Annotated in this window: 20 protein-coding genes and 3 pseudogenes; 11 read left to right on the top strand and 12 right to left on the bottom strand. The window is 71.6% G+C overall.

All coding sequences use genetic code 11. The features are described 5' to 3' along the window. Positions 1–418 precede the first annotated feature (418 nt). Both AC1P0E_RS02075 and AC1P0E_RS02070 read left to right on the top strand, forming a co-directional pair. Complete coding sequence (locus AC1P0E_RS02075; RefSeq protein WP_482740421.1) at positions 419–1,168, top strand: SDR family oxidoreductase; 750 nt, start codon at positions 419–421, stop codon at positions 1,166–1,168. A gap of 32 nt (positions 1,169–1,200) precedes the next feature. Next, entirely contained in the window at positions 1,201–2,010 is an 810-nt protein-coding gene (locus tag AC1P0E_RS02070) for an SDR family oxidoreductase (protein ID WP_482740420.1), read from the top strand. Positions 2,011–2,031: 21 nt separating this feature from the next. Here AC1P0E_RS02070 and AC1P0E_RS02065 read toward each other — a convergent pair. Continuing rightward, a pseudogene (locus tag AC1P0E_RS02065) lies at positions 2,032–2,166 on the bottom strand (Rho termination factor N-terminal domain-containing protein); the annotation flags it as partial. A 112-nt stretch (positions 2,167–2,278) separates the two neighbouring features. Here AC1P0E_RS02065 and AC1P0E_RS02060 point away from each other — a divergent pair. After that, the gene (locus tag AC1P0E_RS02060) at positions 2,279–2,698 is read left to right on the top strand and encodes a CBS domain-containing protein (RefSeq protein ID WP_482740419.1); all 420 of its coding nucleotides are present in this window, start codon (positions 2,279–2,281) and stop codon (positions 2,696–2,698) included. Between the two features lie 608 nt (positions 2,699–3,306). After that, positions 3,307–3,516 (top strand): annotated as a pseudogene (locus tag AC1P0E_RS02055) (family 1 glycosylhydrolase); the annotation flags it as partial. 48 nt (positions 3,517–3,564) lie between these two features. Here the strand turns inward: AC1P0E_RS02055 and AC1P0E_RS02050 are convergent. The 4 genes from AC1P0E_RS02050 to AC1P0E_RS02035 all read right to left on the bottom strand — a co-directional run bounded on the left by AC1P0E_RS02050 (position 3,565) and on the right by AC1P0E_RS02035 (position 7,504). Further along, a complete protein-coding gene (locus tag AC1P0E_RS02050) occupies positions 3,565–3,741 on the bottom strand; it encodes a hypothetical protein (protein WP_482740418.1) in 177 nt (58 codons plus the stop codon). Between the two features lie 116 nt (positions 3,742–3,857). Beyond that, entirely contained in the window at positions 3,858–5,963 is a 2,106-nt protein-coding gene (locus tag AC1P0E_RS02045) for a xanthine dehydrogenase family protein molybdopterin-binding subunit (RefSeq protein WP_482740417.1), read from the bottom strand. A gap of 15 nt (positions 5,964–5,978) precedes the next feature. Further along, entirely contained in the window at positions 5,979–6,965 is a 987-nt protein-coding gene (locus tag AC1P0E_RS02040; protein WP_482740416.1) for an FAD binding domain-containing protein, read from the bottom strand. Then, complete coding sequence (locus tag AC1P0E_RS02035; protein ID WP_482740415.1) at positions 6,962–7,504, bottom strand: 2Fe-2S iron-sulfur cluster-binding protein; 543 nt, start codon at positions 7,502–7,504, stop codon at positions 6,962–6,964. Before AC1P0E_RS02035 ends, AC1P0E_RS02040 begins: the two co-directional genes overlap by 4 nt. A gap of 140 nt (positions 7,505–7,644) precedes the next feature. Between AC1P0E_RS02035 and AC1P0E_RS02030 the strand changes: the two genes are divergently transcribed. From AC1P0E_RS02030 to AC1P0E_RS02005, 6 genes are all read left to right on the top strand, one after another. Next, entirely contained in the window at positions 7,645–8,016 is a 372-nt protein-coding gene (locus AC1P0E_RS02030; RefSeq protein ID WP_482740414.1) for a VOC family protein, read from the top strand. Between the two features lie 15 nt (positions 8,017–8,031). Next, positions 8,032–8,238 carry a hypothetical protein gene (locus AC1P0E_RS02025; RefSeq protein WP_482740413.1) on the top strand — a complete coding sequence of 69 codons (207 nt, stop codon included), beginning with the start codon at positions 8,032–8,034 and terminating at the stop codon, positions 8,236–8,238. 104 nt (positions 8,239–8,342) lie between these two features. Continuing rightward, entirely contained in the window at positions 8,343–8,519 is a 177-nt protein-coding gene (locus AC1P0E_RS02020) for a CsbD family protein (protein WP_482740412.1), read from the top strand. A 92-nt stretch (positions 8,520–8,611) separates the two neighbouring features. Continuing rightward, a complete protein-coding gene (locus AC1P0E_RS02015; protein WP_482740411.1) occupies positions 8,612–9,319 on the top strand; it encodes an HAD family hydrolase in 708 nt (235 codons plus the stop codon). A 103-nt stretch (positions 9,320–9,422) separates the two neighbouring features. Beyond that, positions 9,423–10,562: an FUSC family protein gene (locus AC1P0E_RS02010; protein WP_482740410.1), complete on the top strand. Its 1,140-nt coding sequence runs from the start codon at positions 9,423–9,425 to the stop codon at positions 10,560–10,562. Positions 10,563–10,619: 57 nt separating this feature from the next. Further along, the gene (locus AC1P0E_RS02005; protein WP_482740409.1) at positions 10,620–11,069 is read left to right on the top strand and encodes an ATP-binding protein; all 450 of its coding nucleotides are present in this window, start codon (positions 10,620–10,622) and stop codon (positions 11,067–11,069) included. A 13-nt stretch (positions 11,070–11,082) separates the two neighbouring features. Here AC1P0E_RS02005 and AC1P0E_RS02000 read toward each other — a convergent pair. The 5 genes and pseudogenes from AC1P0E_RS02000 to AC1P0E_RS01980 form a co-directional block, all read right to left on the bottom strand. Continuing rightward, positions 11,083–11,949 (bottom strand): annotated as a pseudogene (locus tag AC1P0E_RS02000) (SigB/SigF/SigG family RNA polymerase sigma factor); the annotation flags it as partial. A gap of 124 nt (positions 11,950–12,073) precedes the next feature. Then, on the bottom strand, positions 12,074–13,111 hold the full coding sequence (locus AC1P0E_RS01995) for an NAD-dependent epimerase/dehydratase family protein (RefSeq protein ID WP_482740408.1): 1,038 nt from the start codon (positions 13,109–13,111) through the stop codon (positions 12,074–12,076). A 109-nt stretch (positions 13,112–13,220) separates the two neighbouring features. Next, positions 13,221–13,562: a hypothetical protein gene (locus tag AC1P0E_RS01990; RefSeq protein WP_482745620.1), complete on the bottom strand. Its 342-nt coding sequence runs from the start codon at positions 13,560–13,562 to the stop codon at positions 13,221–13,223. 32 nt (positions 13,563–13,594) lie between these two features. Further along, complete coding sequence (ctaD, locus tag AC1P0E_RS01985) at positions 13,595–15,319, bottom strand: aa3-type cytochrome oxidase subunit I (protein WP_482745619.1); 1,725 nt, start codon at positions 15,317–15,319, stop codon at positions 13,595–13,597. A 121-nt stretch (positions 15,320–15,440) separates the two neighbouring features. Beyond that, the gene (locus AC1P0E_RS01980; protein ID WP_482740407.1) at positions 15,441–16,661 is read right to left on the bottom strand and encodes a DUF6777 domain-containing protein; all 1,221 of its coding nucleotides are present in this window, start codon (positions 16,659–16,661) and stop codon (positions 15,441–15,443) included. A 161-nt stretch (positions 16,662–16,822) separates the two neighbouring features. On the opposite strand from AC1P0E_RS01980, the gene AC1P0E_RS01975 reads away from it, so the two are divergent. Beyond that, the gene (locus tag AC1P0E_RS01975; RefSeq protein WP_482740406.1) at positions 16,823–18,118 is read left to right on the top strand and encodes a streptophobe family protein; all 1,296 of its coding nucleotides are present in this window, start codon (positions 16,823–16,825) and stop codon (positions 18,116–18,118) included. A 17-nt stretch (positions 18,119–18,135) separates the two neighbouring features. On the opposite strand, the gene AC1P0E_RS01970 is transcribed toward AC1P0E_RS01975, so the two are convergent. Further along, complete coding sequence (locus AC1P0E_RS01970) at positions 18,136–19,143, bottom strand: serine/threonine-protein kinase (RefSeq protein ID WP_482740405.1); 1,008 nt, start codon at positions 19,141–19,143, stop codon at positions 18,136–18,138. Further along, a complete protein-coding gene (locus tag AC1P0E_RS01965) occupies positions 19,143–20,126 on the bottom strand; it encodes an SH3 domain-containing protein (RefSeq protein WP_482740404.1) in 984 nt (327 codons plus the stop codon). Before AC1P0E_RS01965 ends, AC1P0E_RS01970 begins: the two co-directional genes overlap by 1 nt. Between the last annotated feature and the right edge of the window lies 1 nt (position 20,127).

The raw sequence follows: 20,127 nt of genomic DNA, 5'->3' as shown, positions 1-20,127 counted from the left end.
GACACCGGCTGCTCTGCGCGGCCGCTCCACCGGATATGGCTGGTGCTGGACTGTGCCGCTCGTCGGGCGGACTCATGACGCCTGTTCAGGGGCGGAGAGTGCTTCCGGGGCGCGGCCTGGACCATCGTGGCAGAAGGGCTCGGAAGGTGCGGGCAAGAGCGCACCGCTGAGCGGTCGCCGAGGGCCCCTGTCCCTTGGGCCGTAAGGGATCCGGTACTGCTGGTGCGCTTGCTCACAGGTGCCGGACGACCCCGGCCGCAGGACCGGCGCGTGACCGTGGCCACAGCCGGCGGGCCGCTGCGCAGCGGCGTAGTCCGGCGTGCCGGACACGTCCGTGGGGCTCACAGTGAGATACGGAGCGGTTGCCGAGCGCACACCGCCCCCATCCGGCACGGCGGAGGCAACGGAAGGCAGCGGTATGGAAAGCGGAGTGCGGGTCGACCTTCACGGCAAGCAGGCACTGGTGACCGGCGGCGCGCGGGGGCTGGGGGCCTCGATCGCCCGGAGGCTGTCCGGGGCCGGGGCATCCGTACTGGTGGCGGACCTGCGCAAGGACTTGGCGCGGGACCTGTGCAACGAACTCGGCGCCGTGGGGCGCGGCGACGCGCGCTTCGTGGAGATGGACGTCCGCGACGCCACGGCCGTCGCGGAGGTCTTCAAGGACCTGGAGGCCGAAGGGCAGGCGGTGGACATCCTGGTCAACAACGCGGCCGTGGACGTCTCCAAGCCCATCGAGCACCTGACGGCCGACGAGGTCACGCGGGTCGTCACGACGAACCTGCTGGGGCCGATGTACCTGTGCCTGGAGACCTACCGCCGCATGGTCGCCCGCGGCGGCGGTCACATCGTCAACATCCTCTCCACCGCCTCGAACCGCACCTGGACCGAGGCCGGCCCCTACGCGGCGGGCAAGTCGGGCCTGCGCGCGTTCACCCACACCCTCTTCCAGGAGGCGCAGCGGGACTGCCCGGGTATCGGAGTCACAGGCATCATCGCGGGCGGTATGGAAACACCGTTCATCATGGAGCGCTTCCCCGACGCCGACGTCTCCATGCTGCAGAGCCCGGACATCGTCGCCGACACCGTGCTGTACGCCCTGTCCGTCCCGGCCGGCAGCGCCGTGTCCGAGCTGGTCGTCGTACCGCGCAAGGAGCCGTCCTGGCCCTGATCCCACCACCTACCCAAGACAAGGACCCGTCCATGTCCAGCCGTGAGAACGCACACACGCCAGTCGCCGTCATCACCGGCGCGGACTCGGGCATCGGGCGCGCCACGGCCGTCCGCCTCGCCGCGCAGGGCATGGACGTCGGCATCACCTTTCACACCGACCGCAAGGGCGCCGAAGAGACGGCGGAAGAGGTACGCGGGTACGGCCGTCGCGCGTCCGTCGCGGCCATGGACCTCACACGGTTGCCCGACGCGGCCGAAGTGGTCGACCGGCTGGCCCAGGAGCTGGGCCGCATCGACGTTCTGATCAACAACGCCGGCACCGGCACCGCCACACCGTTCCTCGAACTCGATCTCGCGAAGGTCCGGGAGGTCGTCGACGTCGACCTGATCGGCCCCTTCCTCTGCGGTCAGCGGGCGGCGCGCCGCATGATCCAGCAGGGCGGCGGAGGCCGGATCGTCAACGTCACCTCCGTCCACGAGACCGCGCCACGTGTCGGCGCCGCGCCCTACTGCGCGGCCAAGGGCGGTCTCGGCCTGCTGACGCAGGTGATGGCACTCGAACTCGCCGAGTACGGCATCACGGTCAACGCGGTCGCTCCGGGCGAGATCGCCACCCCGATGACCGGCCAGGAAGACACGGACGCACGGACAGAGGTACGCCGTGGCATTCCCCTGCGGCGTCCCGGCGACGCGCGCGAAGTCGCCTCCGTCATCGCCTTCCTGGCGGGCCCGGACGCCTCGTACGTCACGGGAGCCTCGTGGCCGGTGGACGGCGGCATGCTGCGCATGGGCCCCATGGCGGGCTCCCACCTGGACGACGACGCCTGGCGCCGGCCCTGAGCCTCGGCCGGATGAGCACCGTTACGTCCTGGCCTCACGGGTCTTCGAACGGTTCGCCTTGCGGACGGCCTCCAGCAGATCGGGCTTGCTCATCCTGGAGCGCCCGTCGATCCCGAGCCGCTTGGCCAGGTCGTACAGATGCTGCTTGGAAGCCTGCGGAAGAAACGGCGAGGCTCGGCGTGCGCACGGTGCTTGAGCGGGCTCAGTGCGGGTACCCGGCCGGTCAAAGGGGGCTGCGGCTTCCGCCGCCCGTCCGATGGAGGACCCGATGGGTCAGCAAGTTCGCGAAATCATGACGAGCGCCCCCGTCACAGTGGGCGTGCTCACGGCAGTGAGCGAGGTCGCGCACCGGATGCGCGAGGAGAACATCGGCGCGGTTCTGGTCGCCGAGGGCGACGAGCTGCGCGGACTGGTCACGGACCGCGATCTGGTGGTGCGCGTACTCGCGGAAGGCAAGGACCCGGGCGAGACGACCGTCAGGGACGCTTGCAGCCCCGACCTCGTCACCGTCACGCCCGACGACGAAGTCGACCGCGCCATTGAGCTGATGCGTGAACACGCGCTGCGTCGGCTGCCCGTGGTCGAAGGCACCACCGCGGTGGGCATCGTGGCGATGGCCGACCTGGCGATCGAGCGCGACCCGGATTCCGCGCTCGGCGACGTGAGCGCCGCCCAGCCCAATACGTAACGGACGGGCGGTCGGCCGCGCGGTCACCCCAACGGGTGGCTCTCCGTCCCGCCGGAGGGTCGCTGCCGCCACGCCTCGCCCGGCGCGGGCAGGGTGGGGCCTGTTAACTCAGTAAGCGCCCCCGAAGCGGAGTTGCTGAGCCGAGCCCCCGGACGCCACCGGGGGCTCTGGCTTGTCCGGACTCGGGGGAGCGGGCCCGCGGGCGGCCACGTTCTCAGGTGACGGGGTTCTCAGGTGACGGGCTCCGGGGGAGGGAACGGCCCCGGCAGCGGGCCCGGCCGGGGCTCGGGCTCGGGCGGCGGGACCGGCGCGGGAGGGTCCGGTTCGGGCTGGGGCGGAGCCGGGGGCACCGGGTCGGGCCCGGGCGCCGGCACCGGACCTGGCGCGGGCCCTGGTTGCGGTCCTGGACCCGGCGCGGGGGTCGGATTGGGCGGGGCGGGATCGTTCGGAGGTGTGCCCATGAGAAAACCCATCGAATCTGAAGGAATCCGTCCTTCCGGCGAATGCCCCGGAGCGGATGCGGCAAACGGACCGGTGATCCGTTGACAGTCTCCGTCCCCTTTGGCGATGCTCTTCGGAGAGCGCTCTCCCGCTGGGAGTGCCGAGGGTGCGCCCGCGCGGTGCGCCGGGGCGCGCCGCTCGCCGGTTACTACGCCTGGTCCCTGCTGGACAACTTCGAGTGGGCGTACGGCTACGACAAGCGCTTCGGCCTGGTCCATGTCGACTACAAGACCCAGCGCCGCACGATCAAGGGGAGCGGTCACCACTACGCCGGCCTCATCCGCGATCACCGCGCACGCGCAGCCCGCGCCGCCTGACGCAGCGCGGACCGCCCGGGGCGGGGCCCCCGCCCCGGGCGGCTCCTGTCAGCGCCGGCGACCCCGGGCCGACCACCCGGCGCCCACACCCGCCACATGCAGGGCGAGGAGGGCGAGCCCGACGAGCATGAGGCTCGTCGGTCCGAAGATCGCTTCCGTCGACGTCTCGGTCGCGTGGATGATGAAGGCGATGACGAACACCACCGCCGCCGCGATTGCCAGCATGTGCTTCTCCTGCCACTCGACGGCGCACCACGCGCAGACCGGGTGGCTGTGCCGCTGACAGCCTTGTGCCCCGCCGCATGCCGGTCATTCCCCGGCGAGGGCAAGCAGTGGACCACTCACCCCGTCGGGTGCAGGTGCGGCAGCACCTTGTCCGGTGTCAGGGGAAGCTCCCGCAGGCGCGCCCCCGTCGCGTGGTGGACCGCGTTGGCGATGGCCGCCGCCGTGCCGACGATTCCGATCTCGCCGATGCCCTTGCTGCCCATCGGATTGAGGTGCGGATCGTCCTCGTCGACCCAGTGCGCCTCGATCGTGGGCACGTCCGCGCAGGCGGGCACGTGGTACGAGGCCAGATCGTGTTCCGCGAAGTCCCCGAAGGCAGGGTCCATGGTGCTTGCCTCCGTCAGCGCCATGCCGATGCCCATGGTCATGCCGCCGATGAACTGCGACCGTGCGGTACGGGGGTTGAGGATGCGCCCGGCGGCGTACACACCGAGCAGGCGGCGTACGCGGACCTCTCCCGTCACGGTGTCGACCCGCACCTCGGCGAAGTGGGCGCCGAAGGCGTGCCGCGCGTACGAAGACTCCTCCGCCGCTTCACGCTCGGTGTCCGCCGCGGCGGTGACCCCCTCGGCCGGCAGGCCGCCGGACCGGTCACCCAGCCGCTCGACGAGGAGCGTGCACGCCTTGTGTACGGACCAGCCCCACGACGCCGTCCCCGACGAGCCGCCCGCGAGCGGCGCCACCGGCAGATCGCTGCTGCCGATCTCCACGCGCACCGATTCCAGGGGCGCGTCCAGCACATCCGCGGCGATCTGCGCGAGCACCGTCCGGGCCCCGGTGCCGATGTCGGTGGCGTTGACCCGGATCACGTACGTGCCGTCGGGCACGGCGTGCGCGGTGGCGGCGGACGGGCTGACGAGCACGGGATAGGTGGCCGCCGCGACCCCGGTGCCGAGCAGCAGATCCCCCTCGCGGCGGATGCCGGGCCGCGCGTCGCGCCCCTCCCAGCCGAAGCGCCGTGCTCCCTCCCGCAGGCACTCGGCCAGGTGCCGGCTGCTGAACGGGTTGCCGCTGTCGGGTTCGGCGTCCGGTTCGTTGCGCAGCCGCAGTTCCACCGGGTCAAGACCGGCGGCGACGGCGAGTTCGTCCATCGCCGACTCCAGGGCGTACATCCCGGACGCCTCGCCCGGAGCGCGCATCCACGACGGTGACGGCACGTCCAGCGCCGCGACCCGGTGGCTGGTGCGGCTGTGGGGCGAGGTGTACATGACGCGGGACGGAACAGCCGCCTGCTCCACGAACTCCTTGACCGTCGACGTCTGCGTGACCACCTCGTGCGCGAGCGCGGTGATGACTCCGTCGGCGCCCGCGCCCAGCCGCACCCGCTGCACGGTCGGCGCGCGGTGCCCGACGACCGCCGCGAGCTGGCGGCGGGGGAGTGCCAGCTTGACCGGGCGCCCGGTGTGCCGCGCCGCCATGGCGGCCAGCACCACCTGGGGCCGGGGGGTGCCCTTCGAGCCGAACCCGCCGCCGACGTGTTCGGAAATGACAGTGATCTGCCGCTGCTCCAGCCCGAAGACCTGGGCCAGGGAGTCCCGCACCTTCGTGGAGCCCTGACTGGAGTCGTGCACCGTGAGACGTCCGTCGTCCCACCACGCGGTCGAAGCGTGCGGCTCCATGGGGTGGTTGTGCTGCGCGCTCATGGTGTACGTGGCGTCGATCCGGACGGCAGCGGCGGGATAGGCCGAGTCGAAGTCGCCGCGTTCCCGGACGGCGGGGACCTCACTGTTCGCCTCCTCCGGTGTGTAGAGACCCGGGTGGCTCGCGGTCAGCCGTACGTCGTGCTCCTCGGACGCGTACTCGACCCGCAGCGCCTCGGCCCCCGCACTCGCGTTCTCCAGAGTGTCGGCGACCACCAGGGCGACGTACCAGCCGCGGTGGGGGACCCGGGCGTTCTGCAGCACCGCGAGGATCGGGTCGTCCGGCTCCTTGAGGCGGGGCGCGTTCTCGTGGCTGAGGACGGCGTGCACCCCTGGCAGCTCCAGCACCTCGTCGGCGTGTACGGCGGTGACCCGGCCGCGCGCGACGGTGGCGGGCACCGGCACGGCGTACGCGCAGCCGGGCGGGGTGTGCTCGGCGGCATAGCGTGCGGCGCCGGTGACCTTGTCGCGAGCCTCCGCGCGGACGGCGGGCGTGCCCAGTGGGGTCGGTGCGTGCGTCATGCGGTTGTCACGTCCTCAGGTACGGGAAGCGAGCTCGGCCAGCACGCTGACGGCGAGGTTCCGGGCGAGCGGCACTTTGAAGCCGTTGTCGCGCAGCGGCTCGGCCGCGGCGAGTTCGGCGTCGGCGGCCCGGGCGTACGTCTCCTCGGTCGCGGGCGCTCCGCGCAGCACCTCTTCGGCGGCGCGAGCACGCCAGGGCCGGTGCGCGAGCCCGCCGAAGGCGAGGGCGGCGTCCCGTACGACACCGCCCTCGACGCGCAGGACGGCGGCGACGGAGGCGAGCGCGAAGGCGTACGAGGCGCGGTCGCGGGCCTTGCGGTAGCCGCACCGGGTACCGGGCAGAACGGGTGGGAGAGTAACGCCGGTGATCAGTTCGCCCGTACGGATGACGGTGTCCTGATCGGGGCTCTCGCCCGGCAGCCGGTGGAAGTCCGTGACCGCGACGGTGCGTGCGCCCTGCGGGCCGCGCAGGTGGACGGCGGCGTCGAGGGCGGACAGTGCGACGGCCATGTCCGAGGGGTGGGTGGCGACGCAGTGGGCGGAGTGGCCGAGCACCGCGAGATCGCGGTGGACGCCGTCGCGGGCGGGGCATCCGGTGCCGGGGGCGCGCTTGTTGCAGGGCTTGGAGATGTCCTGGAAGTACGTGCAGCGGGTGCGCTGGAGGAGGTTCCCGCCGGTCGTCGCGGTGTTGCGCAGCTGTCCCGAGGCGCCGGAGAGCAGGGCCTGCGACAGGACGGCGTAGCGCGAACGCACGGCCGGGTGGGCGGCCAGATCGCTGTTGCGCACGGCCGCGCCGATGTGCAGCCCGCCGTCGGGAAGCTCGTCGATCTCCTCCAGCGGCAGGCGGCTGACGTCGATGAGGAGGTCCGGGGCCGCGACCCCGAGTTTCATCAGGTCGACGAGGTTGGTGCCGCCGCCGAGGTACTGGGCGCCCGGATGGTTGGCGAAGGCGCCGACCGCCTCCTCGGCGCTCTCGGCGCGGAAGTACGCGAACGGCTTCACGGCGCCACCTCCTCGATCGCATCCACGATGTTCGGATAGGCGGCGCACCGGCAGATGTTGCCGCTCATCCGCTCCCGGATCTCGTCCGGGGTGAGGGGGGCGGGAGCGCCCGGGGAGTGCCGGTGGGACGTGACGTACGAGGGGTGTCCCTCGGCGGCCTCGGCCAGCATCCCGACGGCCGAACAGATCTGGCCCGGCGTGCAGTAACCGCACTGGAGGGCGTCCCGCGCGACGAACGCCTCCTGGAGAGGATGCAGCCGCTCGCCGTCGGCGAGGCCTTCGACGGTGGTGACGTGCGCGCCGTTGTGGGCCGCGGCGAGCAGCAGGCAGCTGTTGGCGCGCCGGCCGTCGACGATCACGGTGCACGCGCCGCACTGGCCGTGGTCGCAGCCCTTCTTCGCGCCCGTGAGGTCCAGGTGCTCGCGCAGCGCGTCCAGGAGGGTGGTGCGGTGGTCGAGCGACAGCGTGTGCGGGGTGCCGTTGACGTGCAGGGTGAGGACCGAGCTGTGCGCGTTCTCCTGCTGGCTGGTTGGCTCCACTCCGTCGCGCCTTTCAGTCCGAAGTCCGAAGGTGTCGCTTCGTACCCCTTCCTATCAAAAGGTCGCTCCACGCGCGGCTCGGTTCAGCCGGGCTCGAAGGGGTACAGGGGTGGGACGCAAGCTTGAGCAAGGAGGTCGGTATGGCCATCGCGAAGTACTGTCTCGTGGCCGTGGACTGTCCGGATCCGCAGGCACTCGCCGGTTTCTACGCCGCGGTGCTGGGCGGCGACGTGAAGAAGGACAGCGAGGACTGGTACGACCTGTACGTACCCGGCGGGCCCCGCATCGCCTTCCAGCGCGCGCCGGGCTTCCGGCCGCCGGACTGGCCGCGGGCCGACGAGAACTCGCAGCAGATGCATCTGGACTTCGACGTACCGGACATCGAGACGGCGCAGGCGCAGGTGCTCGCACTCGGCGCCACCCCGCTCGACCTGGACGACAACGACGGGCAGCGGGGCTTTCGCGTGTACGCCGATCCGGCGGGCCACCCGTTCTGCCTCTGCCGTGAATAGGGAGGACCCGAGGCCATGAGCGATCCGCGGACGCAGGACAGCGAGGAGAACGGCACGCCCGTGCCGAGGGACTTGCCCGATCAGCAGGCACAGGACGGCGAGGACCCGCTGGACGAGAACGGCTCCGACGGCCCCGACGGCTCCCGTACCCGGCAGGAGCGCAAGCAGACACCCGGCGCCGGCCAGGAACGGGAACCGGTGCCGGACGAGCCGTCCGGCTGAATGAGCGGTGACGCAACGTTCCCGGATTGCAGGCACGGAGTGACCGGCGCAAGGTGGACGAGCCAGGTCCACTCATCTCCGATCTCTGTGGAAGGAACACCCTCGTGAGCAAGGCAAAAGCGAAGGCGAAGCAGGTCAAGGGCAAGATGAAGGAAGCCGTCGGCAAGACAACCGACGACCGGTCGACGCAGGCGGAAGGCCGCGGCGAGCAGCTGAGCGGCAGGGCCCGCGAAACGGTCGAGAGGACCGGCGAGCGGGTGAAGAGGTCGCCCAACAAGTAGCCCGGGTACTTGGGCAAGTGCTGAAGACGGGCCGCGCAGCCCCGGCCGCGCGGCCCGTCGGTTTGTTCTGTTCGTGAGGAAGGAACGGCGACATGGACCGAGCGGTCGTCTTCGATGTCGACGGAACGCTCGTCGACACCAACCATCTGCATGTGACGTCCTGGTGGGAGGCCTTCCGCCAGGCCGGGCACGACGTCGTGATGCACGACATCCACCGGGCCGTCGGCCTGCCGGGCCACGACCTCGTCGCCCATCTGCTGGGAGACGAACGCGACACCGGCCAGGACGACAGCATCAGCGCCGCCCACAAGACCCTGTACGCGACGTACGCGGACCGGCTGCCCGCCCTGCCGCAGGCCGGCCGGCTGCTGCGCGCGCTCGCGGACCAGGGCTGGACCGTCATCCTCGCCACGTCGGCGAGCGGCGGGGAACTCGACGCCCTGCGCCGGGCCATCGACGCCGACGACGCCATCGGCGGCACAGCGAGCGCCGAAGACGTCGGCGAGGGCAAGCCGGCGCCGGAGCCGGTCGAGCGGGCGCTGGAACTGGCCGGCGTACCCGCCGGCCGTGCGGTGTTCGTCGGTGACACGGTGTGGGACATGGAGGCCGCCACCCGGGCGGGTGTACTGGGCGTGGCGTTCCGGTGCGGCGGCATCCCCCAGGGCGACCTCGAGAAGGCCGGCGCCGCGGCCGTTTACCGGGACCCCGCCGACCTGCTCGCGCGGCTCGACGACAGTCCGCTCGCCCGGCTGCGGGAGCGATTGGAAGGCGCTCGACCGGGAACGCGTGCCCCGTCGTAGACAGGCGCAGCAGGCACCGGCTCCGGAGGCGGTAGTGGCAGGCAGTGAGAGTGACCACCGGTCGCGCACCGGTGGTGCCGCACTCGGCCGTATAAGTCGGTGGGTGTCCTGGGAAGCGTCGGCGATCGGGCGCTCCGCCCGTCGCGCGGCCGCGGGGCCGGGACCGGAACGCGACATGGTCACCCAGTCCCTGAAGGCGGCGGGCGCCGCCGCGGCGGCCTGGGCGCTGACCGGCTGGTGGTGGAACGCGCCGATGGCCCTGATGGCCCCCTGGACGGCGGTCGTACTCGTACAGAGCACTGTCTACCGTTCACTGCGGTCCGGTGTGCAGCAGCTCATCGTGATCGCGATCGGCACCGTACTGGCGGCGGGAGCGGCCAATCTGACGGGCAACACCATGACCGCCATGGCCCTGGTGCTGCCGGTCACCGTCCTGCTCGGCAACTACGCGCGCTTCGGCGAGCACGGCCTGTACGCGCCGACCACCGCACTGTTCGTGCTGGCCTACGGGTCCCACTCGGGCCTCGACATCCTGCACCGGCTCTTCGAGTCGGCCGTCGGCGCGGTCATCGGCATCGCGGTGAACGCCCTGATCCTCCCGCCGGTCCACCTGCGCAGCGTCCGGGACTCCCTGAGCAGGCTGCCCGCCGAGAGCGCGGACCTCCTGCACACCGTCGCCGACGGCCTGCGGGAGGAGTACGGGCGACAGGAGGCCGAGGGCTGGCACGACCGTGCGCGGCGGGTCGCGGCCATTCTGTCCGACCTGCACGACGCACGGCTGTGGTCCCGCGAGAGTTACCGCCTGAACCCGGGCCACAAGCTGCGCCGTACCGGCCCCGCGCTGCCGTCGGCCGAGTGGGACCACGCCTGGGAACGGATCACCGACCCGCTGCTGTCCCTGACCCGCACGCTCGCCAGCACGGTCAGCGCCGAGCCCATGCTGAGGCCGCTGCCCGACGCGGCGACGGCGCACCTGTCGGACCTCCTGCGGGCGGCGGGCGACGTGTGTGAAGCAGACCGGAGCGCCCTGGAAGCGCGGGGGCGGAGCACGAGGGAGGAGCGGGCGGTCGCGCTCGACTCGGCCTGGGCCGCCCACGGGCGGCTGAAGCGGCAACTGCTCGAGCAGGACAGTGAGACGGCCACGTCGCTCGGGGGCCTTGTGGCGGAGTCCCAGCAACTCCTTTACGAGCTGGCACCGGTGGAGAGCGAGGCTCGCCGACATGGCGGCCGGGACGGTGGGTAAAGCGCTCCTTTTGGGGCACCCGGTGCGCAAAGCCTCACCGAGACGAGGGGGTGCGTCATGGTCCCGAGCGACGTCCTCCAGTCGCGGGGCCAGACCCGCCGGCTGACCCTGTGCGCCGCCGAGGACGTTGTGGGCCGCTGCCGCGACTTCAGCAGGGAGGCCCTGACCGACTGGCAGTGGATTCCCGCCGCGGACGAGGAGGAGCAGGCAGTCGTCGACGACGTGCTGCTGCTCGTGTCCGAGGTGGTCACCAATGCCTGTCTGCATGCTGGCGGGCCGCGGGAATTCGTACTGAACTGCACAGCCGACCGGCTGCGCATCGAGGTCACCGACGGCAGCTCCGTGCATCCGAAGCCCCGGCCGTCGGATGTGGCTGTGCCCGGCGGGCACGGCCTGACGGTGCTGCGGCGCCTGGCCCGGAGCTGGGGCTCTGTGCCTCGGGGAAGCGGCAAGACGGTGTGGGTGGAGGTGGCGGCGCCGCGTGGCTCCCGGCGGCGGGGCGCGTAGGGGGAAGGCCGTCGTCCTCCGCGAGGAGCGCGTCCCGCAGTGTCGTCAGGATGCGTGTCAGCAGCCGGGACACCTGCATCTGCGAGATGCCCATCCGCTCGCCGATCTCCCGCTGGGTCAGTTCCTCCACGAAGCGCATGGTGAGGATCATGCGGTCCCGCTCGGCCAGGCCGTTCATCATCGGTTTCAGCGCCACCACGCACTCGACGGTGTCGTACGCGCGGACCTCCTGGCCCAGGCAGCCCTGCGCGAAGCCCGCGGGCGCGTCGTCGAACACCACGTCGAGGGAGCGGGCGTTGTAGCCGTTCGCCGCCCGTCGGCCCTCCTGGACCTCGCTCTCGTCCACGCCCAGGTGGGCGGCGAGCTCGGATGCCGTGGGCTCCCGGCCCAGCCCCTGCTCCAGGATGTCGCACGCCCGGGCGATGTCGATCCGGAGCTCCTGGAGCCGGCGCGGTACGCGGACGTCCCAGCTGTTGTCACGGAAGAAGCGCTTGATCTCCCCCTCGATCGTCGGCAGCGCGAAGGAGGGGAACTCCACCTCGCGCCCGAGGTCGAAGCGGTCGATGGCCTTGATCAGGCCGATGGTGCCCACCTGGACGATGTCCTCCATGGGCTGGTTCCGGTTGCGAAACCGTGAGGCGGCGTACTTCACCAGGCTGAGGTTGATTTCGACCAGGGTGTTGCGGACGTACGCGTACTCGGGCGTGCCCTCCTTCAGCGACGTCAGGCGCTCGAACAGGGAGTCGGAGAGGGTGCGTGCGTCCAGCGTGCAGAGGGTCGATGGATCCGGGATCTCGGGGAGGCCGGCCAGCCCCGGCGGACGGGAGCCGGGAGAGGTGGATTCGGATTCGGGTTCACGAGTACGCAGGCGGCTGGACATGAGGCTCCTTCGACGCGCGGGGGGAACCGTCGTACGAGCGTCCTGCCGATATCTTACCCAAATGGGCGTTTTGGTGCTTTGTTGCGCGAGGTAGCCGGACGTATCCGGAGGGGACGGGCCCGGTCTAGCTCGCCCTGTGTCCCGCGAGCGGCGCGGTCTGTTCGCCGCTTCCCTTGCGTACGCCGTCCAGGAACTCCCCGATCGCCTCGGTGGACGTACGCAGCGGCTGCCAGTCGAGCTCCCGGCGCGCGCGGGACGAGTCCAGCACGGGCATCCGCAGCACCGCGTCGAACAGGTGCGGCGACGCGGGGGCGAGGTGTGCGCTCCAGGCCGCCGCCAGCGCCGCACGGACCACGCCCGTGGGCACCCGCACCACCCGGGCGTCCAGCAGTTCTCCGAGAACCCGCGCGTCGACGACCGGGTCGGCGGCCAGATTGAACGCGCCGCTCACCTCGCGCAGGACGGCCTGCCGGTACGCCTGGGCGGCGTCGTCGGTGTGCAGCGCCTGGAGAACGAGCCCTTTCAGATCCGGCACCCAGGGCAGCAGATCCGGCCGTATCAAGGGGCCGGGGAGGAAGCGTCCGGCGAAGATGCGCCGCTGCTCGCTCGCCGACGTCTCCTTGAACAGGAACGCCGGACGCATGCGTACGACGCGCACATGCGGGTGCTCGTACTCGAAGGTGTCCAGCACCCGTTCGAGGTAGGCCTTCTCCCGGCAGTACGCCGCGTCCGGCCAGCCGTGCGTGGACCACGACTCGTCCACCCCGGGAGCCTCCTTCGGGCCGGGCGAGTACGCGCCGACGGACGAGGCGTGCACCAGAGCGGGCACTCCGGCGACGGTGACCGCCTTGAAGACCCTGATGGACCCGAGGACGTTGGTCTGCCAGGTCAGCACCGGGTCGTGGGTCGGCTGGAACCGCCACGCGAGATGGACGACGGCGTCGGCGCCGGCGAAGTAACCGGCGAGCCCGTCGCCGTCCTCCTCCTCGCCCAGGTCCACGGCCGCCCACTCCGTCTTCGGAAAGGCCAGGTCGGGCACCCGGCGCGCGAGGCCCAGGACGGAGCCGATCTGTGGATCGTCCGCGAGTGCGCGCACCACACTCGTACCGACATTTCCGGTGGCGCCCGTGACGACCACCCGCAGCCCTGTTCTCACGTTCATGAGGCACTCCGTGACCTTGCTCGTCGTTGCCGTGCTCCCGAACCAGGCGGACTTCCTTCGGGTCCCCAGAACAAAGCGGGTGAAACGAGCGGTCCCGGCAGACTCGTTCTTACCGGACGAGGAAGGTGAGCGCGGCGCACGCCCCGCTCGCCGCGCCGACGCACACGGCGGACACCGCCACGCAACGCGTCCTGAGCTTCCGGTAGCGCTCGGTGTACTCGGTGCGCAGTGCGGTGGCGCGGGCCGAGACGCGCACCAACATGGTCCGCGAGGCGGCCAGCCGCTCGGCCGTGTAGACGCGTTCCACCTCCTCGCGCTGCGCCGTGGTCAGCCAGGGCAACTGGTCGGTGAACCGGCCGGCGTGCCGGCGCGCCTGCGCGACCTCGGCGCTCCACAGGAGATAGCCCTCCAGTTGGGCCAGACCGCGGTCGCTCTCCTTCTCGGGCTCCACGCTCACGCCTTCCTCCTTCCCCGGCGGCGTACTTACTCCTGCTTGTCTCCCGGCGCCACGGTCGCGGAGGTGTCGGGGCGGTTGTGCGCCTGGTCGAGAGCGGCGATCAGGGGATGGTGCAGGTCGAACGCCGGGGATTCGGAGCGGATGCGGGGCAGCGTGACGAAGTTGTGGCGGGGCGGCGGGCAGGAGGTCGCCCACTCCAGCGAACGGCCGTAGCCCCAGGGGTCGTCGACCCTGATCCGCTCACCGTACTTCGCGGTCTTCCATACGTTGTAGAAGAACGGGAGCAGCGAAAGGCCCAGCAGGAACGAGCTGACCGACGAGATCGTGTTCAGCGCGGTGAAACCGTCGGCGGCGAGATAGTCCGCGTACCGGCGCGGCATGCCCTCGGCACCGAGCCAGTGCTGCACCAGGAACGTGCCGTGGAAGCCCACGAACAGCGTCCAGAAGGTGATCTTGCCCAGGCGCTCGTCCAGCATCTTGCCGGTGAACTTCGGCCACCAGAAGTGGAATCCGGCGAACATCGCGAAGACCACGGTGCCGAACACGACGTAGTGGAAGTGCGCGACGACGAAGTACGAGTCGGTCACGTGGAAGTCCATCGGGGGTGACGCCAGGATGATGCCGGTCAGCCCGCCGAAGAGGAACGTGACGAGGAAGCCGGTCGCCCAGAGCATGGGAGTCTCGAAGCTCAGCGAGCCCTTCCACATGGTGCCGATCCAGTTGAAGAACTTCACCCCGGTCGGTACCGCGATCAGGAACGTCATGAACGAGAAGAACGGCAACAGCACGGCGCCGGTCGGGAACATGTGGTGCGCCCACACCGTCGCCGAGAGACCGGCGATCGCGATGGTCGCGCCCACCAGGCCGATGTAACCGAAGATCGGCTTGCGGCTGAAGACCGGGATGATCTCGGTGACGATGCCGAAGAACGGCAGCGCGATGATGTACACCTCCGGATGGCCGAAGAACCAGAAGAGGTGCTGCCACAGAAGCGCCCCGCCGTTGGCCGCGTCGAAGATGTGCGCGCCGAACTTGCGGTCCGCCTCCAGCGCGAGGAGCGCCGCCGCGAGCACCGGGAAGGCGAGCAGGACCAGTACACCGGTCAGCAGGATGTTCCAGGTGAAGATCGGCATCCGGAACATCGTCATGCCGGGTGCGCGCATGCAGATGATCGTGGTGATGAAGTTGACCGAACCGAGGATCGTGCCGAAGCCGGAGAAGGCCAGACCCATGATCCACAAGTCGGCGCCGACGCCCGGCGAATGGACCGAGTCGTTCAGCGGGGCGTAGGCGAACCAGCCGAAGTCCGGCGTGCCGTCCGGGGTCAGCAGGCCGCCGACCGCGATGGTCGAGCCGATGAGGTACAGCCAGTACGCGAACATGTTCAGCCGCGGGAACGCCACGTCGGGCGCGCCGATCTGCAGCGGCATGATCCAGTTCGCGAATCCGGCGAACAGCGGCGTCGCGAACATCAGCAGCATGATCGTGCCGTGCATCGTGAACGCCTGGTTGAACTGCTCGTTCGACACGATCTGAATGCCGGGACGGGCGAGTTCGGCCCGCATGACGAGCGCCATCACGCCGCCGACGCAGAAGAACACGAACGACGTGACCAGGTAGAGCGAACCGATCGTCTTGTGGTCGGTGGTGGTCAGCCACTTGATGACGACGTCACCCCGCCGGTGGGGATGGACCGGAAGCTCGTCCTCGTAACTCTCCGGATCCGGGCCGGCCGATCCTGCGGTGTTCATCGTCGTCACTACGAGGTTCCTCCGGTGGGCGATCGCGTGCGGCGGCCCGTCGGCCGCCTGCCCGGGAGCAAACCAGTCGGGCGGGGCGGATGTGCGACCGGAGGCTGGTACGTCGTCGAATTCACCCGGTCGGGCCCCCGGGGGCCGGACTGTCGGGAGCCGGCGGCAGCGGCGTCAGCGGGGAATCCGGCGCGGGAGACTGCGGGTCCGGGGAATCCGGGTCCGGCTCGGCCGGCGGCACCTTTGGCGACGGCGGGTCCGAGACGGGGGACTCGGCCGACGGCGGCCGGGAGGCGGGCGACTCGGCCGACGGTGACGAATCGTCCGGGGACGGCGGGGACGAATTCGTTTCCGGGGCGGGCGGCGTGGTCTGCTCGTCGTCGACGCCCGTGTCGCCCTTGTCGCGGGTGAACCAGTCGCCGCTCTCCGGGTCGAACATGACGAACTCCTCCACCGGTTCGGCCGAGGGCTTCACCGTCACCACGTTCGCGGGCCGGTAATCGGGCCACGGGTTGCCCGTCCGCTTGACCGTGCCCTTCAGGGCGACCGGCGGGCGCAGCGGATTGCCGCACGCACAGCGCACCCGCGGCACCCCGCGGTCGTCGACGAGGACGGCGGTGCCGGTCTGCAGTACGGCCTGATAGGGCGTCGGACCACCGCCCCGGTATCCGTGGTTGGTGACCCGGGTGTCCATCCGCAGCTGCACGGGGGTCAGCGACCGCAGATACGCGGGTACGCCGGTGGGCTCGATGTCCAGGACGGAGGCGAACGCCTCGTTCTTGTCCTGCTGGGACGTGAGTGCGGAGATCTGCTTCTCCACGTTGCAGCTCGCGACCTTCCGGGTCCCGCCGTACAGACCGCGGCCCGCCCCGTCCACCACCGAGGTGACGTTGGACCGGGTCGGTGACACGTTCGGCCGCACGCTCGGCGGTGTGGTCGGTGAGGCCGTCGCCGCGTCGGTGTTCCGCGCGGTCGACTCGGTGTACGGATCGGGCCCGGACGAGCCGGCCGTCTCCAGGAAGAGCTCGCCGCCCGCGGCCTGCCGGGTGTCGTCCGGACGGGTGAGGACGATGGTCACCACCACCGCGGCCACGATGGCGGTGGCGATGGCCGCGACCCGGGGGACGGACCGCCACCAGGGGCGGCCGGGGCCTTCGGGTCCGCCCGCGCCACCGGGACCGCCCGTACCGCCGCCGCCCGGAGGGCCGGACGGGGGGCCGGAAGGTGTTCCGGGCGGGGGCGTAGGGCCCGATTGACCCCCCTGGCCCGGTTGTGAGGGGCCGGAGAGCGGGCCGGAAGGAGGTCCTGTGGGGCGGCCGGAAGTCGGCGGTTCGGCACTCACGGGCGGTTCTTCCCAACGTAGGGATCGGTCGCAGGTCGCGATGCGTACACTTCTTCCTACCTTGCGTGCTTATTGTGTGCCTCGTACCCGTACGGCCCGCAAGCTGACGCGGTCGGCCCACTCCGGCGGCGGACTGCCCGTCCCGTGCTTAGCGTGGCAGCGTGAGCCAGCAGGAGTTCAGCCACCGCAGTCGCGCCGCGCGCGCCGTACACGTCTGGCGTGACGCCCTCGTGGCGGTGCTCGCCGGCCTGGCGGCCATGGCCGTCACGGCAGCCCTCGGCCTGTGGGCCGCGGGCGCTGCCGACCTGCCGGGGGGTGCGTTCCCGCGCGTCGTAGCGGCCGTCATGGTGATGGCGGCCGGCGGCTCGCTCGACATCTCGGGCGACGCCGGGGCGATCGCGGAGACCAGAGCCGACCTCTCGGTGCTGCCTCTCTCGGTGACCCTCGCCGGGGCCCTGGTGATCGCCACCGGCTTCCTGCGGCCGCTGCGGCACCGCGCCGTCGCCAGTACCCGCGAACTGGCCGGACGCGCCGCCCGGTTGGCGGTCCTGTGGGTACTCGCGCTCCTCGTCCTCTCGCTGCTCGCGCGGTACACCTTCAGGATTCCGCTGGAGGACCCGACCGGCGGCCTCCTCGAGGATGTGCTGGGCGAGGACGCACCCCGGATCGGGTTCCGGGCCGACGTCCCCCTCACCCTCTTCTTCGGGCTGCTGTGGCTGGCGGGCCTCCTCGTCCTCGCCCTCCTCGTGTCGCGCAGGGCCCCGCTCCCCGCCCGCCTGGTGCGCTTTCAGGAGCCCGTACGCCCGGCCGCCTTCGCCATGGTCGTGCTGTTGCTCTCGTACGTCGCCCTGGGGCTGGTCCTCGCACTCGTCGTGCTGGTGACGCACGGCCACCGCGCCGAGACCCTCGCCGTGATTCTCCTCGGACTGCCCAACCTCGCCTGGCTCGCCCTCACGCTGGGTCTCGGCGCGTCCTGGGAGGGGAAGGTGGACGGCCCGTTCGGGCTGCCGATGCCGCAGGTGCTGGACCAGGTACTCCGTACGCGCGACATCTCCACCCTCAATCTCGGCACGCTCACCGAACACGACGGACGGGCCTGGTGGCTGCTGGTCGCCGCCGCGGTCCTGGTGCCGGCCGCCGCGTTCCTCATGGCGGTCCGCTCACCCGCGCGGATGCGGGCGTGGCAGCACGCCGTACACATGGCCGTCGCTCTCACCCTCACCGTGCTGATGGTCTGTCTGGTCGCCCGGCTCACCGCGCGTATGGGGCTGTCGCTGCTGGGGATCGCGGATCTCTTCGATGTCGGTGGCGGCCTCGGCGGGGAGGTCTCGCTGCGGCCGCGCCTGTGGACGGCGCTCGGCATCGCCGTGCTGTGGGGGCTGGTCGCGGGGTTCCTCGGCAGCCTGCTCGCCGCACGGGTGCACCGGCGGGGCGAGGTCGCGGCGGAGGGCTCCTGACCGCTGCGCCGCGCGGCCTACCGGGAGTACCCGGGGAAGACCGGCAGCGCCCAGCGCGGCGGCGGGGGCGGGCTCTCGGCGCCGCGTTGGGCGCTGCCGAGGTGCGGGTCCGCCCACGTCGGCGGCCGGCTGCCCGGCCCCGGTCCGCCCGCCGCGGCGCGCAGCGCGGCCACGAACTGCAGGCAGGAGCCGTACCGGTCGTCCGGGCTCTTGGCGAGCGCCTTCGCCAGTACGCCGTCGACGGCGGCCGGGAGGTCCGGGCGCTGCCCGGTCAGGGGCGGCGGCGGGTCGAACTGATGGGCCCACAGCAGCGCCATGTCGTCGTCGCGCTGGAAGGGCGGGCCCCCTGCCATCGTTTCGTGTACGACGCAGGCGAGGCTGTACACATCGCATCTGCCGTCCACCGGGCGTCCCGAAATCTGCTCCGGCGCCACGTAGTCGAGTGTGCCGACGAACTGGCCGACGGTGGTGAAGCCGGTCAGCGAGAGCGACTTCTTCGTCAGGCCGAAGTCCGTGAGGTACACGTGCTCCGGGTGGTCGCTGTCCGTCCCCTCCGCGACCAGGATGTTGCCGGGCTTCACGTCCCGGTGCACCAGGTCGTGCGCGTGGGCGGCGTCGAGGGCGGACGCCACCTGCGCGGCGATCCGGGTCGCGGTGTCCAGCGGCAGCGGCCCCTGGCGGTCGAGCAGGTGGCGCAGGTCCTGACCGGCTACGAAACGCATGGCGATATAGAGGACGCCGTCGGTCTCACCGGCCTCGAAGACCGGCACGATGTGCGGATGATCGATCGCGGCGGCCACCCGCGACTCGTGGGTGAACCGCCGGCGGAAGGTGTCGTTGCGCGCGAGTTCGGGCGCGAGGAGTTTCAGGGCGACCGTACGGTCCAGGCGGAGGTCTTTGGCGCGGTAGACGACGGCCATGCCGCCGCGGCCGATCTCGCTCTCCACGAGGTAGTCGGCGATCTGCGTTCCGAGCAGCTCGGACGGCCTTCCGGCCATACCGGTCTCGTGCGGCGCGCGCGCCATCACCCGTCACCGGGCCGGGTGGAGGGATGCGGCGGGGCCCCGTCACCGTGCCCGGCGAGCCGGGTGGCCTCGCGGTCGCGGTCGGGGCTGCCGTCAGCACCCGGATGCGCCGCCCCCGCATCGCCGGCCCGCGTGGGCTCCGGTGACCCGGCCGGACCGCTGTCCGGGCGGCCGCTCGGACCGGTGGCCGGTGGGTCGACGACGCGTGTGGGTTCGGGTTCGGGTGGCGCGGCGTCGTCGGGCGTGCGGGGGCTGTGGCCGACCGGCCGGCCGGGGTCCGGTGACCGGTCGTTCGCCGGCGGGGCGACGACGCGCGTCGGTTCCTGTGGCGCCGCCCGGGCATCGTCGGGGCCGGTGGGGATTCCGGCGTCGTCGGGGGTGGCGGGGGTGACCACCTGCGTGGGGTCCCGAGGCGCGGCCGGGGCACTTGGCGGGTCGGCCGGGGGCTGCGCGGCCGCGGCTACTTGGGTGGGTTCGCGGGGCGGTGGGTGGTTGTTGCCGGGGGACGACGAGGCCGCGTACGTCGTGAGGCGAGTCCCGTCGCAGTACATCCAGCGCTCGTGCTCCGCGTCGTACAGCCACACCGCCTCGCCGTCGACCACCATCCCCACCCGCAGTCCCCGTGTGCGGCGGCGGAAATCCTCGCCGTCCGTGCGGCCCGCCGTCAGGTCCTCCGCCGCTCGCCGGTACTGGCTCAGGGACTCCTCGACGCGGGCCAGCAGCGGCCGTGGGTCCGCCGCACGGGCCATCGGCGCTCCGGCCGCAGGCGGCTCCTGCGGTACGGACACGAGCAGGCGGCCGTCGACCCATGCCGACCAGCCGTTCGCGCACAGGATCTGCCCCCAGTCCCCGCGCCGGCCGATCAGCCGCACAGGAAGCAGCGGGTCGAGCGGTTCGGTGGGCAGCGACACGTCCGGCGCCTCCCAGGCGGGCAGCCCGTCCTGGGGGACGACATGGGTGGGGCGGAAGTCCGGAGTCGTCATG

This window comes from Streptomyces sp. TRD_SC_5 (genome assembly GCF_056836825.1).
The sequence above is the reverse complement of the archived record's forward strand: the minus strand, read 5'-3'. Positions and strand labels throughout refer to the sequence as shown.

Coding starts and splice junctions, on each gene's coding strand:
- AC1P0E_RS01995 (WP_482740408.1), bottom strand. CDS start 13,111: ATGAACGTGAGAACAGGGCTGCGGGTGGTCGTCACGGGCGCCACCGGA.
- AC1P0E_RS02075 (WP_482740421.1), top strand. CDS start 419: ATGGAAAGCGGAGTGCGGGTCGACCTTCACGGCAAGCAGGCACTGGTG.
- AC1P0E_RS02050 (WP_482740418.1), bottom strand. CDS start 3,741: ATGCTGGCAATCGCGGCGGCGGTGGTGTTCGTCATCGCCTTCATCATC.
- AC1P0E_RS01965 (WP_482740404.1), bottom strand. CDS start 20,126: ATGACGACTCCGGACTTCCGCCCCACCCATGTCGTCCCCCAGGACGGG.
- AC1P0E_RS02070 (WP_482740420.1), top strand. CDS start 1,201: ATGTCCAGCCGTGAGAACGCACACACGCCAGTCGCCGTCATCACCGGC.
- AC1P0E_RS02015 (WP_482740411.1), top strand. CDS start 8,612: ATGGACCGAGCGGTCGTCTTCGATGTCGACGGAACGCTCGTCGACACC.
- AC1P0E_RS02025 (WP_482740413.1), top strand. CDS start 8,032: ATGAGCGATCCGCGGACGCAGGACAGCGAGGAGAACGGCACGCCCGTG.
- AC1P0E_RS02005 (WP_482740409.1), top strand. CDS start 10,620: ATGGTCCCGAGCGACGTCCTCCAGTCGCGGGGCCAGACCCGCCGGCTG.
- AC1P0E_RS01970 (WP_482740405.1), bottom strand. CDS start 19,143: ATGGCGCGCGCGCCGCACGAGACCGGTATGGCCGGAAGGCCGTCCGAG.
- AC1P0E_RS02045 (WP_482740417.1), bottom strand. CDS start 5,963: ATGACGCACGCACCGACCCCACTGGGCACGCCCGCCGTCCGCGCGGAG.
- AC1P0E_RS02030 (WP_482740414.1), top strand. CDS start 7,645: ATGGCCATCGCGAAGTACTGTCTCGTGGCCGTGGACTGTCCGGATCCG.
- ctaD (WP_482745619.1), bottom strand. CDS start 15,319: ATGAACACCGCAGGATCGGCCGGCCCGGATCCGGAGAGTTACGAGGAC.
- AC1P0E_RS02060 (WP_482740419.1), top strand. CDS start 2,279: ATGGGTCAGCAAGTTCGCGAAATCATGACGAGCGCCCCCGTCACAGTG.